Below are 16,102 nucleotides of genomic sequence, written 5' to 3' on the forward strand. Positions count from 1 at the left end.
TTGCCGAGGGGTCTGGATTAAAATCCACCCTTTCTTGGGCACTGAATTTCGGATCAAGGTACGTCCGGCCGTTTGTAATTGGCCACATAAAAATCGCCTATGAGCTGACGTTTTTTCAGGTCTTCACCTGCAGATCTGGCCTCCGCCTTGGTTTTAAAATGAGAAATTCTCACCTGGTACCAGGTTTTACTGCCACCGGATGCGCGGGTCCAGTAAGCATCCAGTCCTTGACCTTTCAATTGGTCCACATAGTGCCGGGCATCGGTTTCTTTCAAATAGGCCGCCACCTGCAGCGTAAAGGGATCGGTGACCGGTTTGACCACCAGTTCCGGCACTTTTTCGACCGTTTTGAAATTGGCCGACAGGTGCCATGCGGTATTTATCACCAGCCATCCCACAGCGATGACAAACAGGCCCATGGTCGTCCACTTCAGCGCTGATTTGGCCCGCCGGGAGGAGATGCCGGCCTGGAATTTCCGCAACCGCATCAAACCGGCGGCGGCATATTGACGTGTCAATCGTCCCGATCCAGCCAGCACCTTCCGGAGAGACGGTCCGATGGCCGGCCATGCGCCGGGCCGTTTCCCGAAGGATCGGTCCGGTCGGGCATCGGCAATTTCGGGTAGAAACGCCGAGGCCATCTTTTCGCGCTGGGATGCGCCGACACCATCCAGGACTGCATCGGCCCGCTCCAGCAGGGGCAGGGTCACCGGGCTGGGGTGAATCATCCGACAGCAGGCAGCGATGCCGGGAAGCAGGCGTGCATCGCGCCCGCCGCGTTGGTAAACATCCAGATATACCTGAAGGGCCAGTCTGTCGGCACGCGGCTGGGCCAGGAAGAGATCGGCAACACCGCAGAGCAGGGCTTCCGCCAGCGGCTCCCCGGCATCCATCAACTGCCGGTAAGTCTGCAGGGCGGCGAAGTCACAACAGCGTTCGGCCAGGTAAAACTGAGCCAGCATACGTTGGATGGCCGTGTCTTGGAGATGGGCTGTTCCGATCCTGGCGGCAATGTCATGGGATTTCTGGGTTACCGCCCTCCCGGACAGAACGCCATCCAACCATTTGACGGCGGCGTCCCGGTCACGGGGGAAATGATTCAGATAGGTCCCGATGATGGCATCGGATGACGGTTCAGGAGGCGATTGGGCCAGCTGGAACCGCGCCATCTGGGCCAGCAGTTTACCAGCGGGTGCCTTTCGGGAGAGCGGCGAAAAGAAAAAACTGTCCACCGTGGCCGCAGCCCGGGTGAGCGCTTGACGGGCTTCCCGGACCATACCGGCGCGGTCCCAGACCGTTGCTTCGCCAAGGAGGCGCGCCAGTCGTCGGCGGCCCATGGCAGCAAAAACCATTCCCGTCAACCAGAAGGCGGCGGCAAGCAGACACAAACCAGGCACGATCATCCAGCCGGGTCCCACGGTGCCGGCGAAAGGCGGCAGCACCACCAGGGCGGTCAGACCGCCGATCACCAGAGCCACCCAAAGACGAACGGCCAGATGTTTAAACAAGTGTCCCATGCTCCCGATCAGGATTTTCCCTTTCTCAGGGCCACGGATACCGGATTGTGCGTCCAGAACCCGGCCCATGATCCGGTTTCAGGGTTCACTTTCTGGAAATAGATGTCCGGCGGAGCCATAAAAGCCTTGGGCGGCTCACCCTGGGTGGCCTGCTTCATAAACTGTGCCCAGATCGGCGCCGCACCGCGTCCCCCCGTGATGCCCGCGCCGTTTTTGTCCCGCATGCCTTGGCCGCGATCAAAGCCCACCCACACCGACGTGCTCAGGTTGGGGGTAAAACCGGTGAACCAGGCGTCATTGTAGTCGTTGGTGGTACCGGTTTTTCCGGCGGCCGGCAAGGAAAATCCCATCCGCCGGACCACGCTGCCGGTCCCCTCGTCAATGACGCCGGTCATCATGTCCACCAGCTGATAGGTAATCGACTCATTGAGCACCCGCTCGCCGGTAATAATGTGCTCCTCCAGCACCCGGCCGCTGACATCCTCCACGCGACGGATCCAGTATGGCGGGTGGCGCACACCACCTGAGGCAAACGTGGCATAGGCGGCGGCCATTTCCAGGGGGCTGACCCCGAAGGTGCCCAGTGCGACAGAATAGACTGATCCCAGCGGACTGGTGACACCACATCGCCGGGCGGTATTAACGACCGCTTCGGGGCCGGATGCTTCAACCAGCTGGGCGGCCACTGTGTTCACCGATTCCGTAAATGCCTTTTTGATCACCATGGGGCCGTTGAAGGTGCGTTCAAAATTACGCGGCTTCCAGGGCGGCTTGCCGGCAACGGGAATGGACACCGGTTTGTCCACCATCACATCGGCCGGTGTTTTGTTCAGGTTTTCCAGCACCCCGTAGTAGAGAAACGGTTTGAAACCGGATCCGGGCTGCCGGTTGTTCTGCAGCGCCCGGTTGTAGGGAGTCTGGAAAAAGTCCCTTCCTCCCACCAGTGCCTTGACTGCTCCGGTGTTGACTTCCACCGCGACCAGGGCACCCTGAAGCCCGGTATCATCTTCCGTCAACGCCTCGGTTGATCGATGGTTCGTGTCCATCTGGGATTCCAGCTGGGCGATTCCCTGCTGGAGGGCGGTTTCGGCCATCTGCTGCATGCCGACATCCAAGGTGGTGTAAACCCGCAATCCGCCATGGTAGACAACCTCAGGGCTGTAACTCTCTTCCAGAGATTTCATGACCGCATCCAGAAAATAGCTGTCCACCCTCAGCGGTCGGCCCTGGGCGCGCAGGTCATTCGCAGCGGTTTCGGCTTCCATGGCTTCTTGTCGGCTGATCATGCCCGTAGCCACCATGCGCTGCAGCACCACCTGCTGCCGGGCCCTGGCACGCTCAGGGTATCGAAACGGGTTGTACCGGGTGGGCGATTTGGGTAGTCCGGCCAAAAGGGACGCTTCAGCCAGGGTCAGCTCCCCGGCGGATTTTCCGAAAAAGGTACGTGCCGCCTCACCGATGCCGTAAGCGCCGACACCGAATGGAATCTGGTTGATGTAGGCTTCCAGGATCTCCTGTTTGGAAAATTGGGCCTCGATCTGAAAAGCCACCAGCAGTTCGCGGAACTTGCGGATATAGGTCCGCTCAAAACTGAAAAACAGGTTTTTGGCGAGCTGCTGGGTAATTGTGGAGGCCCCTTGAACCTTTCCCGGTTCAAACAGGGTGACCCACAACGCCTTGACGGTGCGCAGCTTGTTGATACCCCGGTGTTCCCAAAAGCGATGGTCTTCGGTGGCCAGAATCGCCTGGATAAACGCATAGGAAACATCGTCCAGGGCGACTGTTTCCCGTCCCCCGATGGTTAAAATCCGACGGCCGTCGGCGCTGAAAATCTCGGTGGCCGGCGTGTCGTTGATTCGGCTGATGGGTTCGGGAACCCGGGGCAGATCCTTGACTGCCACCAGAAATAGGCAGAACAGGCCCATGGCCGCCAGAGCCCCGGCACTGGCCAGGACAAAAATCAAGGTGGTGCTCGCCTGGAATAGGCGCAGGAGCGGGATCATCGATCCCCCCCACCGGCAGGCCAACGCTGCCTGCTGGGTTGCGGGTTTGAAAGCCGGGGCTCCAGCAGCATCCGAACCTGCCAGACGGCCCACTCCTGCCCCACGGCCAGCAGGATCTGGCTGCCCTGGGGGGTCTCCATCTCGATACCGATGCGAATCATATCGGCGCTGACCTCATCGCTGAACCCCACGCGCACGGGGATCCCTTCAGCGGCCAACAAGGCACCCGGATGGGCGAGTACACCCCGCTGGATCTCCGGAGTAAGCGTATCCAGGGCCATAAAAAACCGCTCCGCCGCATAAATGCGTCCGGCAAACTCCGGTTGCTGGTCCAGGGAACCCGCCAGCACGGGCGCTTCAGCGCCCGTGGAACTTAACTGGTGGTCGCTCAAGGTTGTGTAGCCGAGAACATTGTTACCGCGATCCAGCAGGTAGATGCCTACCTGGCCGTTTTCGCGCTCCATATATACACGCTCCCAGCTCTTTTCGGCACTGATGCGCAGCATGAAAATAGGCGAAAAAAGACTTCGGGCGACGGTTTCGGGAACCTGGCTGTAGAGGGTTTTGAAATGCGCCGCAGAGATCATGGTTCCCTGGGACGCGGAAAGGCCCTCGACAAGTTGGGTAAGGGACGTGGCCTCCCGGGCCTCCCGCTGGGCGCTGAGCTGTCGATTGATCATCTGTTCCAGGGTCTGGGTGGCGACCTGCTTCAGACGACCTTGTTCCCACACGTTACCCGATTCCGGTCGGTGGGGATTGGAAACTGCCAGATAGCGACCCAGCATACCCTCCACCCAACTGAAGCGCACCTCAGAGATCAGGATGGCCAAAACGGCGAGCAGCAGCGCCGCGCCGCGCATGCTCACCCCATGCAGCATCCATGTTTTCAGATCGTGTGGTTCCGACCAGACCGGCATAGGACTCCTTAACCCCCATTCCAGACCGCCGCCATTCGACGGTCATGGTGCTGTTTGGTAATTTTTTTGTTTTTTACTACATTCGCATCAAATGATAAAGGGCAGGGTTTTCAATCGGGCGGGTTGGGTGGTTCTCCAGACTTCAGGAGGTGGTCTGAATGATCTCTTTGAGAACGCCCTGACCGTAGAGCGATCGGAAAGTATCGATGACACCGGCGTCGAACTGGCTTCCGGAGCCGCTATACATGATATGAAGAATCTTGTCTTCATCCATGCGCTTACGGTAGGCACGATCAGATGCGATGGCGTCGTATACGTCAGCCACGGAGAGAATCCGTCCCAGCATGGGAATCGCTTCTCCGGCGAGGCCGTCGGGATACCCCTTACCGTCGAAACGCTCGTGATGGCAACGAATGATGTTCTTTTCACGATCCCACAATCCTAAACGTTCCACGATCTTGGCGCCGATCACCGGGTGTTCCTTGATGATACAAAACTCCTCCTCGGTCAGGCTGCCGGGTTTGAGCAGAATGTCATCCCGGATGCCGATTTTGCCGATATCGTGGAGCTGGGCGGCGACATTGAGAATATCCTGCTCCTCCTGGCTGCCGCCCATGGCCTGGCAAAGGGCCATGGCTATTCGGGTCACCCGGTTGGAATGCTGTTCGGTATATGGATCTCGCGCCTCAATGGCACCTACAAAGGCGTATAAAGTGGCCAAGAGATTTTCATATATATTTTCGTAAAGGGCGATGTTTTCGATGGCATAGGCCGCCTTGTTGGTCATGAACGACATGTAGTAAAGGTCTTTTTCCGAGAAGCGGACCGTTCCGTTGCGCACCGACACGGCCAGAACGCCAAACACCTTTCTGCGGATGTTCAACGGCACCAGCATCAGCGACCGGATGGCTTCGGGCAGCCCCTGAACGTGGCTGTTTTCATGGATCAGCAACGGCTTATCCTCATCGCAGTTGTCAAGAATCAGCTGGTTGATATCCAAACCGGGGGAACACCGCCCAGCATCTGTCCGGGTCGAGCAGTCAGGCTGTATCTGCACGCCGCCGTTGCCGCCGGCAACAGACCGGGCCACTTCCACCGGCTGCTGGATGGCTTCGTTGATCACGTAAAAACAGGCCTCATCGGCGTGGGTCAGTTCAGTGGACAGGTCAACCACGCGCTTGAACAGGTCGAAGCTGGAGCCGAAGGTGGAAAAGTCGGTCATGATGCGGTTGAGGGTGTTGAGCTCCTCGACCTTGTAAGTCAGTTCCCGGTTGAGATGCTCAATCCGCTGCTTGCCCTCCACTTCCTTGGTCAGAAAGATATTCTTGATGAACAGCTGCCGCTCCCGCAATACCCGTTTGACGCAGATCTCCAGCTGGTTCAGGTTCACCGGCTTGATCAGGAAATCCACCACACCGTTTTTCAGGGTGCGGATGGTGTTGTCCAGGGACGGATAACCGGTCATGATGATCACCGGAATGGTGTTGTCCACCATTCGGATGTGTTCGGCCAGCTCCAACCCGTCCATTTCAGGCATGTTGATGTCCGTGAAGCAGCAGTCGATTTTTTGCCCGGCAATGATGTCGGTGGCAATGCGACCGTTCTTTGCGGTCAGAATATGGTACCCCTTGGCGTTGAAAAACTCCGAGGCCACTTCCAGAATACTTTCCTCGTCATCCACAAACAACAGGGTCTCTTTGGGGTTGTCAGTAAAAGGCATCTTATTTATTTGATTTCATTTGAATACACATTGATTTGGATCCCTGCCGCCACAACACTGCGTTGGGAGAATCATCGGTCATGTACCTGATATCGGCCGGTCAATGACAAACTAAAGCAATTCGGGCGGATCCATCTTAAAAACCAAGCGGCGGATATCAGCATCGTGTCGGATCCGGGTTGTATCGCGCTGACGGCCGTGTTGCGACTGCGGCTGGCAGCACGGATATTGGGAAGGAATCGGGGTCGGCAGGCACTTGCGCGCAAAGGCTCGTAACCGGCAAGGGGGGATCGGAAGGGCATTACGCGGACGATACCGCATAGTCCGTCACCCGGTGCATCCGGCCGGGAAAGGTTTTGCGGAAGAACATCTCCATCTCGCGGGAAATAACCCCCACCCGACGGTAATCCACGCCGCTGCAAATCCCCAGGGTTTCCATGAGGTGGGCGGTGTCTTCGGTGGCGATGTTGCCGGCTGCACCGGGAACGAAAGGACATCCGCCCATGCCGGCCAGGGCGGTATCGAAAATCGAAACACCGTAATTCAATGCCGCCATCAAGTTCACCAGCCCCAGACCTCGGGTGTCGTGAAGGTGCAGCGCCAGGGGCAACCGGCCGGTCAGGGGCAGCACCGCATCCAGGACCCGTTTGATCACCGGCGGTGATCCCATACCGGTGGTGTCGGCAAGGGCCAGCACATGGGCCCCGTGATCGACAAATCGGCGGATTATATCAGCTATGCGGGCTGAGGGTATCTGTCCCTCAAAGACGCAACCGAACGTGCACTGCACGCTGGCCCGGACGTAAAGATCGGCCGATACCGCCTGACCGATCATGCGCAGTCCCTGGTCCAGCGCGTCAGCGTGAGCCATGCCGGCATTCTTGCGGCTGTGGGCATCGCTGGCCGATATCGAGATCTCCACGGCCGGGATGCCCGACGCAAGTGCTCGGGACAACCCCAGGCGATTGAGCACCAATGCGCTGTAGACCACACCGTCATCCCGGGGAAGCCGTCGAATCAGCGGGTCGGCGTCAGCCATCTGGGGAACCTTCGCCGGATGAACGAAGGATGCCACCTGGATCTGTTTCAGCCCTGCCGCAACCAAACGCCCAATGACGGAGAGTTTACGGTCGGTGGGGACCACGGTCTTTTCGAACTGGAAGCCGTCGCGCGGCCCCACCTCCACTAGTGTTACCGCATGGGGCATCAGATTGTCCACGAATCCTCCTTTTGAATAAAAAACTGGATGCGCGGTCCGGGCCTGCTCAACCTTCCCGCTCACGATCAAACTGGCTTTGCGGCCGCCGGCGCTGGCTCCTGACTCCTGGATTCCGGCTTCTTGCCGCTGTCCTGTGTCCCTTACCTTATACCTTCAATAGAAAGCCGACAACACGCAATTCCCGCAATCGGTCGATCCTGAAGCAATGCACGATAATGCTTGACGGTGGACACAGACGGGCGGTATGGGAATCAATTTTGCCCGCACAGGAAGGACTGCCGGTTACACTTTCATGACTAGCCTGCTCGATCGTCCCTTGAACATCTGTCTGCTGAGCTACCGCAGCAACCCCCACTGCGGTGGCCAGGGCGTTTACGTGAAAAACCTGAGCCGGGCCCTCAAAGATCTCGGCCAGCATGTTGAAGTGGTCTCCGGCCCTCCCGATCCCATGCTGGACCCGGATATCCCCATCCACCGACTGGCCTGCCTGGATCTGTATAACCCCGAAAACCTGTTTCGCATTCCCAGCCTCAGGGAGTTGTCGGATCCCGTCAATCTCATGGAGTGGATGGGTGTATCCACCATGGGATTCCCCGAGCCGTTCACCTTCGGTTTTCGTGCCCAGCGGTTTTTGCGAAAGCGGATGCAGCGTTTTGACATCGTTCACGACAACCAGAGCCTGTCCTATGGGATCTGGTCTCTATCCAAAAAAATTCCCACCGTGGCCACCATCCACCACCCCATCACCGTGGACCGGGACATCGCCGTGCGTTCGGTGCGACCGTTTTGGAAAAAGCTCAAACACCTGCGCTGGTTCTCCTTCATCGGCATGCAAAAACGGGTATCGCGCACCCTGGGTCGGATCATCACGGTCTCCGAGTGTGCCCGCGAGGACATCGCCCGGGAATTCAGGATACCCCGGGAACGCTTCAGCGTGGTACCCAACGGCATCAACACCGACCTTTTCTATCCCATTGCCGATATTCAGCGGGAGCCGGGCCGCATCATCGTCACCAACAGTTCTGACGTTCCGCTGAAAGGGCTTTTCTACCTGCTGCATGCCGTGGCGGAAATCATAAATAAAAGAGCCATCCGCCTGGTGGTGGTCGGAGCACCCAAAAAAAACGGGGGCATCACCCGACTGATCCGACGCCTGGGCATCGGCGACCGGATCACCTTTACCGGGCGCATCAGCGATGCGGAATTTGTGCGCCAGTATGCCCGCGCGGCCATGGCCGTGGTCTCGTCGGTTTACGAGGGGTTCGGCCTGCCGGCGGGGGAAGCCATGGCCTGCGGGGTGCCGGTGATCAGCACCACAGGCGGCGCGCTTCCCGAGGTGGTGGGTGATGCCGGCATTCTGGTACCCCCGAAGAATCACCGGGCCCTGGCCCGGGCCATCATCGACCTGCTGGACCACCCCGAGCAGGCCAACGATCTGGGCCGCCGCGGATACCAGCGGGTCCAGCAGCACTTTACCTGGCGGCGTGCGGCCGAAAAGACTGTGGCGGCCTACCGGAAGACCATTCTTGATTACCGTTGATTTCTCCCGTTTACCGATTCGCCCCGAAGATCGCATCCTGGACATCGGCTGCGGATCCGGCCGCCACACCTGCGCCGCCTACCGGCTCAAAGGGGTGCGGGTAACCGGTGCAGATCTGAACCCGAAAGATCTACAGGAAGCGCGCGAGCGACTGCAACTCCACGATCGGCTGGGCGAACACGGCGGCGGCACATGGACCCTTTCCGCCGCCGACGTCACCCGTCTGCCCTTCTCCGACGCATGCTTCGACCTGGTCATCTGCAGTGAAGTGCTGGAGCACATCCCGGATCATGAAAAGGCCATGCGCGAGATCATCCGCGTGCTCAAACCGGGCAAGCCTCTGGTAGTGAGCGTTCCCCGCTTCCTGCCCGAGCGCATCTGCTGGGCTCTGTCCGACACGTACTTCAATGCCAACCAGGGCCACGTGCGCATCTATCGCAAAAGGGATTTAATCGACCGTCTGGAGCGCGCAGGCACCCGATTCTTGTGTCATCACTACGCCCACAGCATTCATTCCCCCTATTGGTGGCTCAAGTGTTTGGTCGGTCCGGCTCGAACGGACTGCGCAGCGGTCAACCTGTATTATCGCCTGTTGGTCTGGGATATCATGAAAAAGCCGTGGGTGACCCGGTTGATCGACCGACTGTGTAACCCGGTGCTGGGAAAAAGCGTGGTGTTGTACCTGCGCAAAGAACAGACTGCTGTTTCACCGGTTCAATAATCGCCCTGGAAACGGAAAATTAAATAAATTCAATGGACTTATACGCCTACTAAAATTGAATCAGTCAATTTTCAAGCCTGCATTTCGTGATTAAAAAGCGCTTGACATTCAAATCATGGTCGACTATTTAAGACGCTTCTTTAGCCGTGACACCACGGCAAGGAAACCTCATATTCCCCAGTAGCTCAGTCGGCAGAGCAAGTGGCTGTTAACCACTGGGTCCGCGGTTCAAGTCCGTGCTGGGGAGCCAGACATAACAAGGGGTTACAGAGTTCAGTCTGTAGCCCCTTTTTCTTGATTCCAACCCTATTTCCAACCTACAGCAGAAAAATAGTCACTTCGGGCCTTGGAAAAAAAATCACCTTTTTCGAGATCCTCAAATACCACTTTGCGTGGAAACCTTAACTTCCAACCGATCCGGACCACCCAGACGGAAACGAATTCTTTGCCCCCTGCAGGCCCCGTTGGCTGGCCGGTTTTTGATATAAGCACCGCAATTTCTGATTGGCTGTCCACCGGACTCCAAATTCGGTTGTTGATAGTGCCTGCTCAAGCATTATCTTTATAGTGCCGATACCAGATTAAGCGCCTTTCCATTGACAATCATTCAATTGAAAAGTTATTAAAGGATAGGCTTTCGGCCTACGAAAGGCATCAATGATTCCATACCAAGATGAAAAAATAAAGAATGCGGCAATTTTCTTTGCCCAGGAACACCGAAAAAGGGTGAGGAAACCGCTGTATCAAACCTACCTATATAAATACCTTGCTTTTCTTGACTTCTGCAGTATTCGGGAAACTGGCAGACCAACCTTAGACCTCACATATCGTGCAATGGAACGCGGTCCAGTGCCATTGGAGGTCTACGATGGCAAAGATAATGTCACTGGATGCAAATTCATTAAGGACCAGTTTGGTGAGCAGGTGGTAACCACCTCAAAACCGAACTTGGATTATTTCAGCGATTATGAAATTGAGTTGATGAATAGGTTGTTGGATTTTTACGCCCAGCAATGGGTGACGGCAAGGATCATGAGCGATGCCACACACCAGGACATTCTTGCCTGGAAACGTACGCCAACAAACAATCTGATAGACAAAGCATTGGAATTCGAAGGTGACTTATCAAATAAACCCAAGGATGAACTGACCTTCCCCGAAGCGGTCTATTTAACCCAAAAAGCGCTTTCGAATTGAGTATCGAGCTGAAAGTTGGCTTAGTCTTTCGTTGGAACAATTTTCCTGACAATCGATATGGTGATGGTGATAAAGCAAGATGGTTTATTTGCGTTGGTTTTACCGGTGCCTTTTCCCAAATCGCATTAGTCCATTCTTACACTACGACCACCCAGCTGCACCACTTTGAATCTGGCGGTTTCCGCCGGGGTCATTCTCATTTTATTTTCAAATGCGCTGAGCATATATGCTTTGAACAAGATTGTGCGATCGACTTTGACGAGAGTCCTTACTCAATCTCAATAGTTAAGATTGCCCAGTTTGGTCCCGACATCGAAGAAAAAGGAACTCTCCGTGAAGAAACCATGCGGATGATTTATAAAAGAACCATTGGTTCAAGGCAAATATCGCTGATGGTAAAAAAAGACATTTACAACAGTTATAATCTTGCCGGAATTACTGGTCTGAAAAAGCCTAAAAGAAGCTGACCAGCTAACAAATAGTGTCTTTTTCATAAATATCTATAAGTTATCACAGATTCAATCCCTCGAGGATAATTATCATGCATTCGCCCGATAAGGGGTATGATATTATAGACGCATTGAAAGGATCGGTTAAAGCATTAATTTCCAGATTACCTGGTTTTGGTGAAGTGATCGCAGGCTGGGACGCTTATAAACGCAGTAATTTTGAAAGAAATATTCAAATTATTATCAGACATTTAATCTCTAAAATTGAGGATATAGAAACATTTTTTAAACAAGAATATTTTGAGACTGAGGAAGGTGGGCAATTCACTCGAAAAGTGATTGATGCGACCTTTGATTCACAACTTGAGGATAAACAGGAACTTTTCATAAATGCACTGATCAACGGATCAACAAATCAAACCCTACCAAGATTGGAAAAGCTGAAATTTATCGATATGTTGCGGCATTTATCACTGGCATCTCTCATGGTTTTAGCAGAAATTCATAAAATGTTTATTGGGCAAGTTCGAGGTCCGGGAAGAAACCCCGACCCGGTTCAGGGTTTCGCGCACGTTGATCCGACAACTATTGCCGAAAAATTGGCAGATAGATACGATCCCTATCTCGTAACATCTGCGATTAGCGAGATGGAAAGTCAGGGGTTGTTCAGCAGGACAGGTAAATGGCGAAAAGATTATCAGGGTAAATATAGCCCTGGTGGTGGATTCGCAACCGAGATGTGCTACACAGATTTTGCTGCAAGATTCGTGGAATTCATTACCTTGAAATCACAACATCATATTGAACCATAAGAAACCATCGCCACTCTCAAACGATTCTCTAATTCTACCCGATGATTCAGAGATGCAGCATGGTGGGTGATGTACCATGTGACCACGTTGTAAAACTGCCACAAGGTCATGGCCGGCAGTTGCCCGGGTTCATTCCCTGGAAATCCTGATTTAATGTGTTTGCCAATCAGTGCCTTGGCCTTTTCCCCGAATGCCATTCCTTTGATGATTCCCGTGAAAGCCTTTCCGGATAGTTGGGTACTTGCCCAACGGCGCCACTGGCCCGCCTGCTTGTCGAACCGCTCCAGGGCCGTTTTAACTTCCTCTTCAATCCCCATTTTTTCCAGTGCGTAAACATGCCGGCGCTTGAAATCCAGAAACTTTTTACCGACCACAAGCCCATTGCCGCATACAAACCGAAATGCTCCTAATAGAAACGTGAACGGCCATGTCACATCGTAACTGTTGAATAGATGAAGTTCCGGATTCACGAAGTCACCCGCGGCGATGGTCGATTTCTGATCAATGAACCGGTAGGTTTGTCGAATCCGGGCCCCCTTGTTGTAAAGGGCTCGATCCACCTCATACTGCCCGAGGCCTTGGCTTTTGTGAATGACATCTTCAAGTCGGGAAACCGCTTCCTCATGCCGGATCAACCGGTAGTCCTTGGATACGATGGAAAAGACTTGGCTGGTATCCGGATTGACCAGGGCCTTGAATCGATTGGCATCGTTGAAGGCGCCATGGTCTTTCCAGGATACAGGGGCCTCGATGACTTTGGGAAAGGGAAGGAGCTTTTGCGTGATCTTGATTGGGGCTCCTTTTGGCTATACCCGGCCCGGTGGCCGGGCTGTTGGTTGCCATGCCGCCGCTTCCAAATTTTCCACCGTTTATCGAGAAAATCCAAAACCCACTGGTCCATGGATTCGATTTCGTTGTGAAGTCCGGCCAGCGCCATAATGTTTTGGCACAATTGGAATCGTTCACACAATCGCTTCTGCTGTCTACCCGCACCTTCATGTTCTTGGCATGCTCAAAAGCACCTGCTTGGTGATCGGTTCTGTCCGAAATCCGGCTGAAAAAATCAGATGCCCGCGACATTTCAAAAACGGTGAGAATTTTCCCCACCAAAGCATGGCATGCGGGGCGATCGACCGTCCTCAGACCTTACGGCAAAATCTAGGCCACTGATTCAGGACATAGTGAAAAATCATGGGTACTTATATTTGCTATGGGCAGTCTGTTCGGCCCCAATCCTGTGTAAAAATCTGATAGTCCAGGATATTGCAGCTGCCATCATTATTCAAGTCACACTCGCAGACCACATTGGGATCATTGCAGGAGGTCGCGCCCCAATCCTGGATGAAAATCTGGTAGTCTAAGATGTTGCATCTGTTGTCACCATTGAGGTTACATTCGCATGCCGGCAGACCTGGCCAACTTGCCTTTGCCATTTCAAAGGGCATTATGCCAGGCACTGCGGTTCCGCTATTGTCCAGTCCGTGATTGTGGTACCACAAATCCCATATGGTGTTGCCCCAGGCCCGCAAGCCGACCATGGTCTCCTGAAAAAAGGCATCGGTCTGAACAATGTAGTTGGCGGGTTGAAGGGTCAGGAAATTAGGTGCGGTTGCGGATCCGTTGATTTCATCCCGCAAAAATTCGACGTACTCGCGGGAGGTTCCCTGATAGTACAGTACGATTTCCACACGAGCGGCGCCGGCGGGGAAAACAGTGCCGGCAAGGTTGACATCATCATAACCACCAGCATACTCTGCCGGGGTGAACAAATCAGTTGGCGACCCATCGTCTTTGACGCCCTCCCATACCGGCCTGCTGAGCCTTGCTGCAGCATCGGCCAGGCTGAAGCCTTTGGGGGGTATCCTGTTGTCTTTGAAGCGGTCCGTGGCTAAGGCAAAATGGAAGGTCTTTTTTGATTCCCTATCAGGATCAGAAAAAATGCCTGCCAGGTCGCTTTTGGGCGTTGACTCGTAGACCAGTTCATCGACGTAGATTTCATTGGGACCCAGGGCCGGGGAGCTGGGAACCTTGGTCGGATCCAGCCCTCTCAGGGTTCCCACGCTATAATCGTAGGGATTGACCTCGAATATCAAATTGTCCGATTCATCGTAAGCCTTGATGTTTACGAACATGCGACGACCTTCAGGGTAGCCGGTAATCAGCTTATGTCCGGAATTGTTCAGGATTCTGAAATCCAAATCGCCGCTAACAGGATCATAAACGATATTCTGAATGGTCCCTGCAAGTTTCAGCTGGAATAAGGCTCGATTTGAAGCAGCCAACAGGGCGGCACCATTATCCCGCGTATCGATTCCTTGAGCAAGGTCCAGCGTCAAAATTTCCTTGCCCTGATTGAGCAAGGCCAGGTTTATGGGATCAAATTCCGGAAAATGATCGTCGGTAGTGGCCAGGATAAAGGTCATCCAAGCATTACCACCCTGGAGAGTATGGAAGGGGGCCCCAGAGTTCGGGTGCTCGATACTCTCATCGGGTCGCAACGGCGCCGCAAGTTCTCCACAACCTTTACCAACCGTATCCCACATATGACAATCCTGGCATTTGGTGGCATATGTGATCCTGTTGGCACCCTGCTCTTGAAATTCGAGATTGGTGGGGGCCCCTCCTCGGCCGTAAGCGGAAAGCATAAACTCCGAAAACGTGCGCTCCACATGAAAATAGGAATATGCCGATTGTGTTTCTGAAGGAAGCTCAGTGGTTCCATCATCTGGGACGGCGTCGATAAAGGCCACATTTTCCAGGGCCGGGTTGGACACATCGTGACAAGTACCGCAAAAAAACTTGGACTTGTGGTAGCGACTGTATAGCACGCTGTGATCAGGCACCGTATCGGCAAAGCTGGCCCGCTTGTCAACAAAGTTATTGGTGGTACTTACAAAAAACTGACCGCCGCCGTTTTCGGTATATGTGTCAAACACCGGCCGATCATCCAGGTAAAAGTCATTGCCGTTGAAAAGATTGATGGCGCTTGCCAGGGCCCTGTCTTCATTGAGGGTAATTTCCGCTTCTATCTGGGATAGGGTGGTGCTGGACGGCGGACCGGTATTGCCAGCCTCATCCCAATAGGATTCCCAGGCGCTGCTTTCTCGTGTCCCCTCGAATGTATCTTCGAAAAATGGATCATACATCCGGTGGCACAGATCGCATGACACCCCGTCAAAATCACTGCCGGTCATGGCCGAAGCGTTGAGGTCAGAAGGATCGATATGCCCGGATCGACCGGCCAGCCATCCTTGCGGAAAATGACAGCGAAGGCATATGTCCACCGCATTGGGCCTTCCCAGCGCCGCGATGGAGTCTTGGGCGGCAACCGTCATGGTTGCCCAGAAAATAGGGTCTCTGGCCGCCTGGGCCATCATAGAACCTGACCAGGAAAAACCGGGGACGACGATGAATTGTCCGGTCGGGTCCGTTGGATTCTCGCCGTGACAATTTATACATCCGGCCTGACCCTGTAATGGATCCTGAAGAACAACACCTTGATCTGGCTGGGTTCCCGGCATTCTTACGAGCGCGTCCAGTCCAACATTTTTGGCTGTAAAAGAGTAAGCGACGAAAACACATGTAAAAACTATACCGAAAACAATAAATAAAAAGATCAGCTTTTTAGATATCATACCGCCCCTCCTCTTCTTTGGTTTCTGTTATAATTTATAACCCTTCAACAACATAAGTTAGAACTCTGAAACAGGTAATTAATTAAGATCGAGGTCGACGGTGATCTCTGAAAACTGAACAGTAAGATTGGTTCTGAATCAGCCAAAATTTGATAGAGCTGATCGTGAGAAAAAACGAAGTAACTATTACTCTCCACAGTTCAAAGTGAAGGTGGCCTTAGCTGCCCTGAAAAACGATAAAGCGCGAGAACAAAAAGAGGTCCATGATGTGCCGTATGATTCGGACGGAAAGTCGAAGACGATTTTTTTCAAAAAGCCCGGTGTTCAAGCAACAACCATCGAAAGCAGACGGGGGACGTCGCGCCGAATCTA

At 54.2% G+C, this 16,102-nt stretch carries 13 protein-coding genes and 1 tRNA gene; 7 read left to right on the top strand and 7 right to left on the bottom strand.

Annotation, left to right across the window (positions count from 1 at the left end; genetic code table 11):
• Positions 1-53 precede the first annotated feature (53 nt).
• From R6V78_RS12725 to R6V78_RS12745, 5 genes are all read right to left on the bottom strand, one after another.
• Positions 54-1,517 (bottom strand): SPOR domain-containing protein, encoded by a 1,464-nt coding sequence (locus R6V78_RS12725; protein ID WP_410289739.1) that lies wholly within the window; start codon positions 1,515-1,517, stop codon positions 54-56.
• 8 nt (positions 1,518-1,525) lie between these two features.
• Entirely contained in the window at positions 1,526-3,520 is a 1,995-nt protein-coding gene (locus tag R6V78_RS12730; protein WP_410289740.1) for a transglycosylase domain-containing protein, read from the bottom strand.
• Complete coding sequence (locus tag R6V78_RS12735; RefSeq protein WP_410289741.1) at positions 3,517-4,437, bottom strand: hypothetical protein; 921 nt, start codon at positions 4,435-4,437, stop codon at positions 3,517-3,519. Before R6V78_RS12735 ends, R6V78_RS12730 begins: the two co-directional genes overlap by 4 nt.
• Positions 4,438-4,579: 142 nt before the next feature.
• The gene (locus tag R6V78_RS12740; protein WP_410289742.1) at positions 4,580-6,157 is read right to left on the bottom strand and encodes an HD domain-containing phosphohydrolase; all 1,578 of its coding nucleotides are present in this window, start codon (positions 6,155-6,157) and stop codon (positions 4,580-4,582) included.
• 301 nt (positions 6,158-6,458) lie between these two features.
• Positions 6,459-7,376 carry a hydroxymethylglutaryl-CoA lyase gene (locus R6V78_RS12745; RefSeq protein WP_410289743.1) on the bottom strand — a complete coding sequence of 306 codons (918 nt, stop codon included), beginning with the start codon at positions 7,374-7,376 and terminating at the stop codon, positions 6,459-6,461.
• A 292-nt stretch (positions 7,377-7,668) separates the two neighbouring features.
• On the opposite strand from R6V78_RS12745, the gene R6V78_RS12750 reads away from it, so the two are divergent.
• The 6 genes from R6V78_RS12750 to R6V78_RS12775 all read left to right on the top strand — a co-directional run bounded on the left by R6V78_RS12750 (position 7,669) and on the right by R6V78_RS12775 (position 12,095).
• Positions 7,669-8,916 carry a glycosyltransferase family 4 protein gene (locus tag R6V78_RS12750; RefSeq protein WP_410289744.1) on the top strand — a complete coding sequence of 416 codons (1,248 nt, stop codon included), beginning with the start codon at positions 7,669-7,671 and terminating at the stop codon, positions 8,914-8,916.
• The gene (locus R6V78_RS12755) at positions 8,903-9,637 is read left to right on the top strand and encodes a class I SAM-dependent methyltransferase (RefSeq protein WP_410289745.1); all 735 of its coding nucleotides are present in this window, start codon (positions 8,903-8,905) and stop codon (positions 9,635-9,637) included. Before R6V78_RS12750 ends, R6V78_RS12755 begins: the two co-directional genes overlap by 14 nt.
• 174 nt (positions 9,638-9,811) lie before the next feature.
• Positions 9,812-9,887: transfer RNA gene (locus R6V78_RS12760), tRNA-Asn, on the top strand.
• Between the two features lie 407 nt (positions 9,888-10,294).
• The gene (locus tag R6V78_RS12765; protein WP_410289746.1) at positions 10,295-10,834 is read left to right on the top strand and encodes a type II toxin-antitoxin system antitoxin SocA domain-containing protein; all 540 of its coding nucleotides are present in this window, start codon (positions 10,295-10,297) and stop codon (positions 10,832-10,834) included.
• Positions 10,831-11,301 (top strand): hypothetical protein, encoded by a 471-nt coding sequence (locus tag R6V78_RS12770; protein ID WP_410289747.1) that lies wholly within the window; start codon positions 10,831-10,833, stop codon positions 11,299-11,301. The genes R6V78_RS12765 and R6V78_RS12770 overlap by 4 nt, the downstream gene beginning before the upstream one ends.
• 74 nt (positions 11,302-11,375) lie before the next feature.
• The gene (locus tag R6V78_RS12775; protein WP_410289748.1) at positions 11,376-12,095 is read left to right on the top strand and encodes a hypothetical protein; all 720 of its coding nucleotides are present in this window, start codon (positions 11,376-11,378) and stop codon (positions 12,093-12,095) included.
• Here R6V78_RS12775 and R6V78_RS12780 read toward each other — a convergent pair.
• On the bottom strand, positions 12,080-12,886 hold the full coding sequence (locus R6V78_RS12780) for a DUF932 domain-containing protein (protein ID WP_410289751.1): 807 nt from the start codon (positions 12,884-12,886) through the stop codon (positions 12,080-12,082). The genes R6V78_RS12775 and R6V78_RS12780 overlap by 16 nt on opposite strands.
• Before the next feature lie 417 nt (positions 12,887-13,303).
• The gene (locus R6V78_RS12785) at positions 13,304-15,730 is read right to left on the bottom strand and encodes a dockerin type I domain-containing protein (RefSeq protein ID WP_410289749.1); all 2,427 of its coding nucleotides are present in this window, start codon (positions 15,728-15,730) and stop codon (positions 13,304-13,306) included.
• A 127-nt stretch (positions 15,731-15,857) separates the two neighbouring features.
• On the opposite strand from R6V78_RS12785, the gene R6V78_RS12790 reads away from it, so the two are divergent.
• A partial coding sequence (locus R6V78_RS12790; protein WP_410289750.1) for a hypothetical protein occupies positions 15,858-16,102 on the top strand: 245 nt, incomplete at its 3' end.

Origin of the sequence: Desulfosarcina sp. (assembly GCF_046496365.1) — a bacterium.
Classification (GTDB): Bacteria; Desulfobacterota; Desulfobacteria; order Desulfobacterales; family Desulfosarcinaceae; genus Desulfosarcina.

Bases quoted from the DNA above. Each gene is read 5' to 3' on its own strand.
- R6V78_RS12725 (WP_410289739.1), bottom strand. From the start codon at position 1,517: ATGGGACACTTGTTTAAACATCTGGCCGTTCGTCTTTGGGTGGCTCTG.
- R6V78_RS12730 (WP_410289740.1), bottom strand. From the start codon at position 3,520: ATGATCCCGCTCCTGCGCCTATTCCAGGCGAGCACCACCTTGATTTTT.
- R6V78_RS12735 (WP_410289741.1), bottom strand. From the start codon at position 4,437: ATGCCGGTCTGGTCGGAACCACACGATCTGAAAACATGGATGCTGCAT.
- R6V78_RS12740 (WP_410289742.1), bottom strand. From the start codon at position 6,157: ATGCCTTTTACTGACAACCCCAAAGAGACCCTGTTGTTTGTGGATGAC.
- R6V78_RS12750 (WP_410289744.1), top strand. From the start codon at position 7,669: ATGACTAGCCTGCTCGATCGTCCCTTGAACATCTGTCTGCTGAGCTAC.
- R6V78_RS12765 (WP_410289746.1), top strand. From the start codon at position 10,295: ATGATTCCATACCAAGATGAAAAAATAAAGAATGCGGCAATTTTCTTT.
- R6V78_RS12775 (WP_410289748.1), top strand. From the start codon at position 11,376: ATGCATTCGCCCGATAAGGGGTATGATATTATAGACGCATTGAAAGGA.
- R6V78_RS12785 (WP_410289749.1), bottom strand. From the start codon at position 15,730: ATGATATCTAAAAAGCTGATCTTTTTATTTATTGTTTTCGGTATAGTT.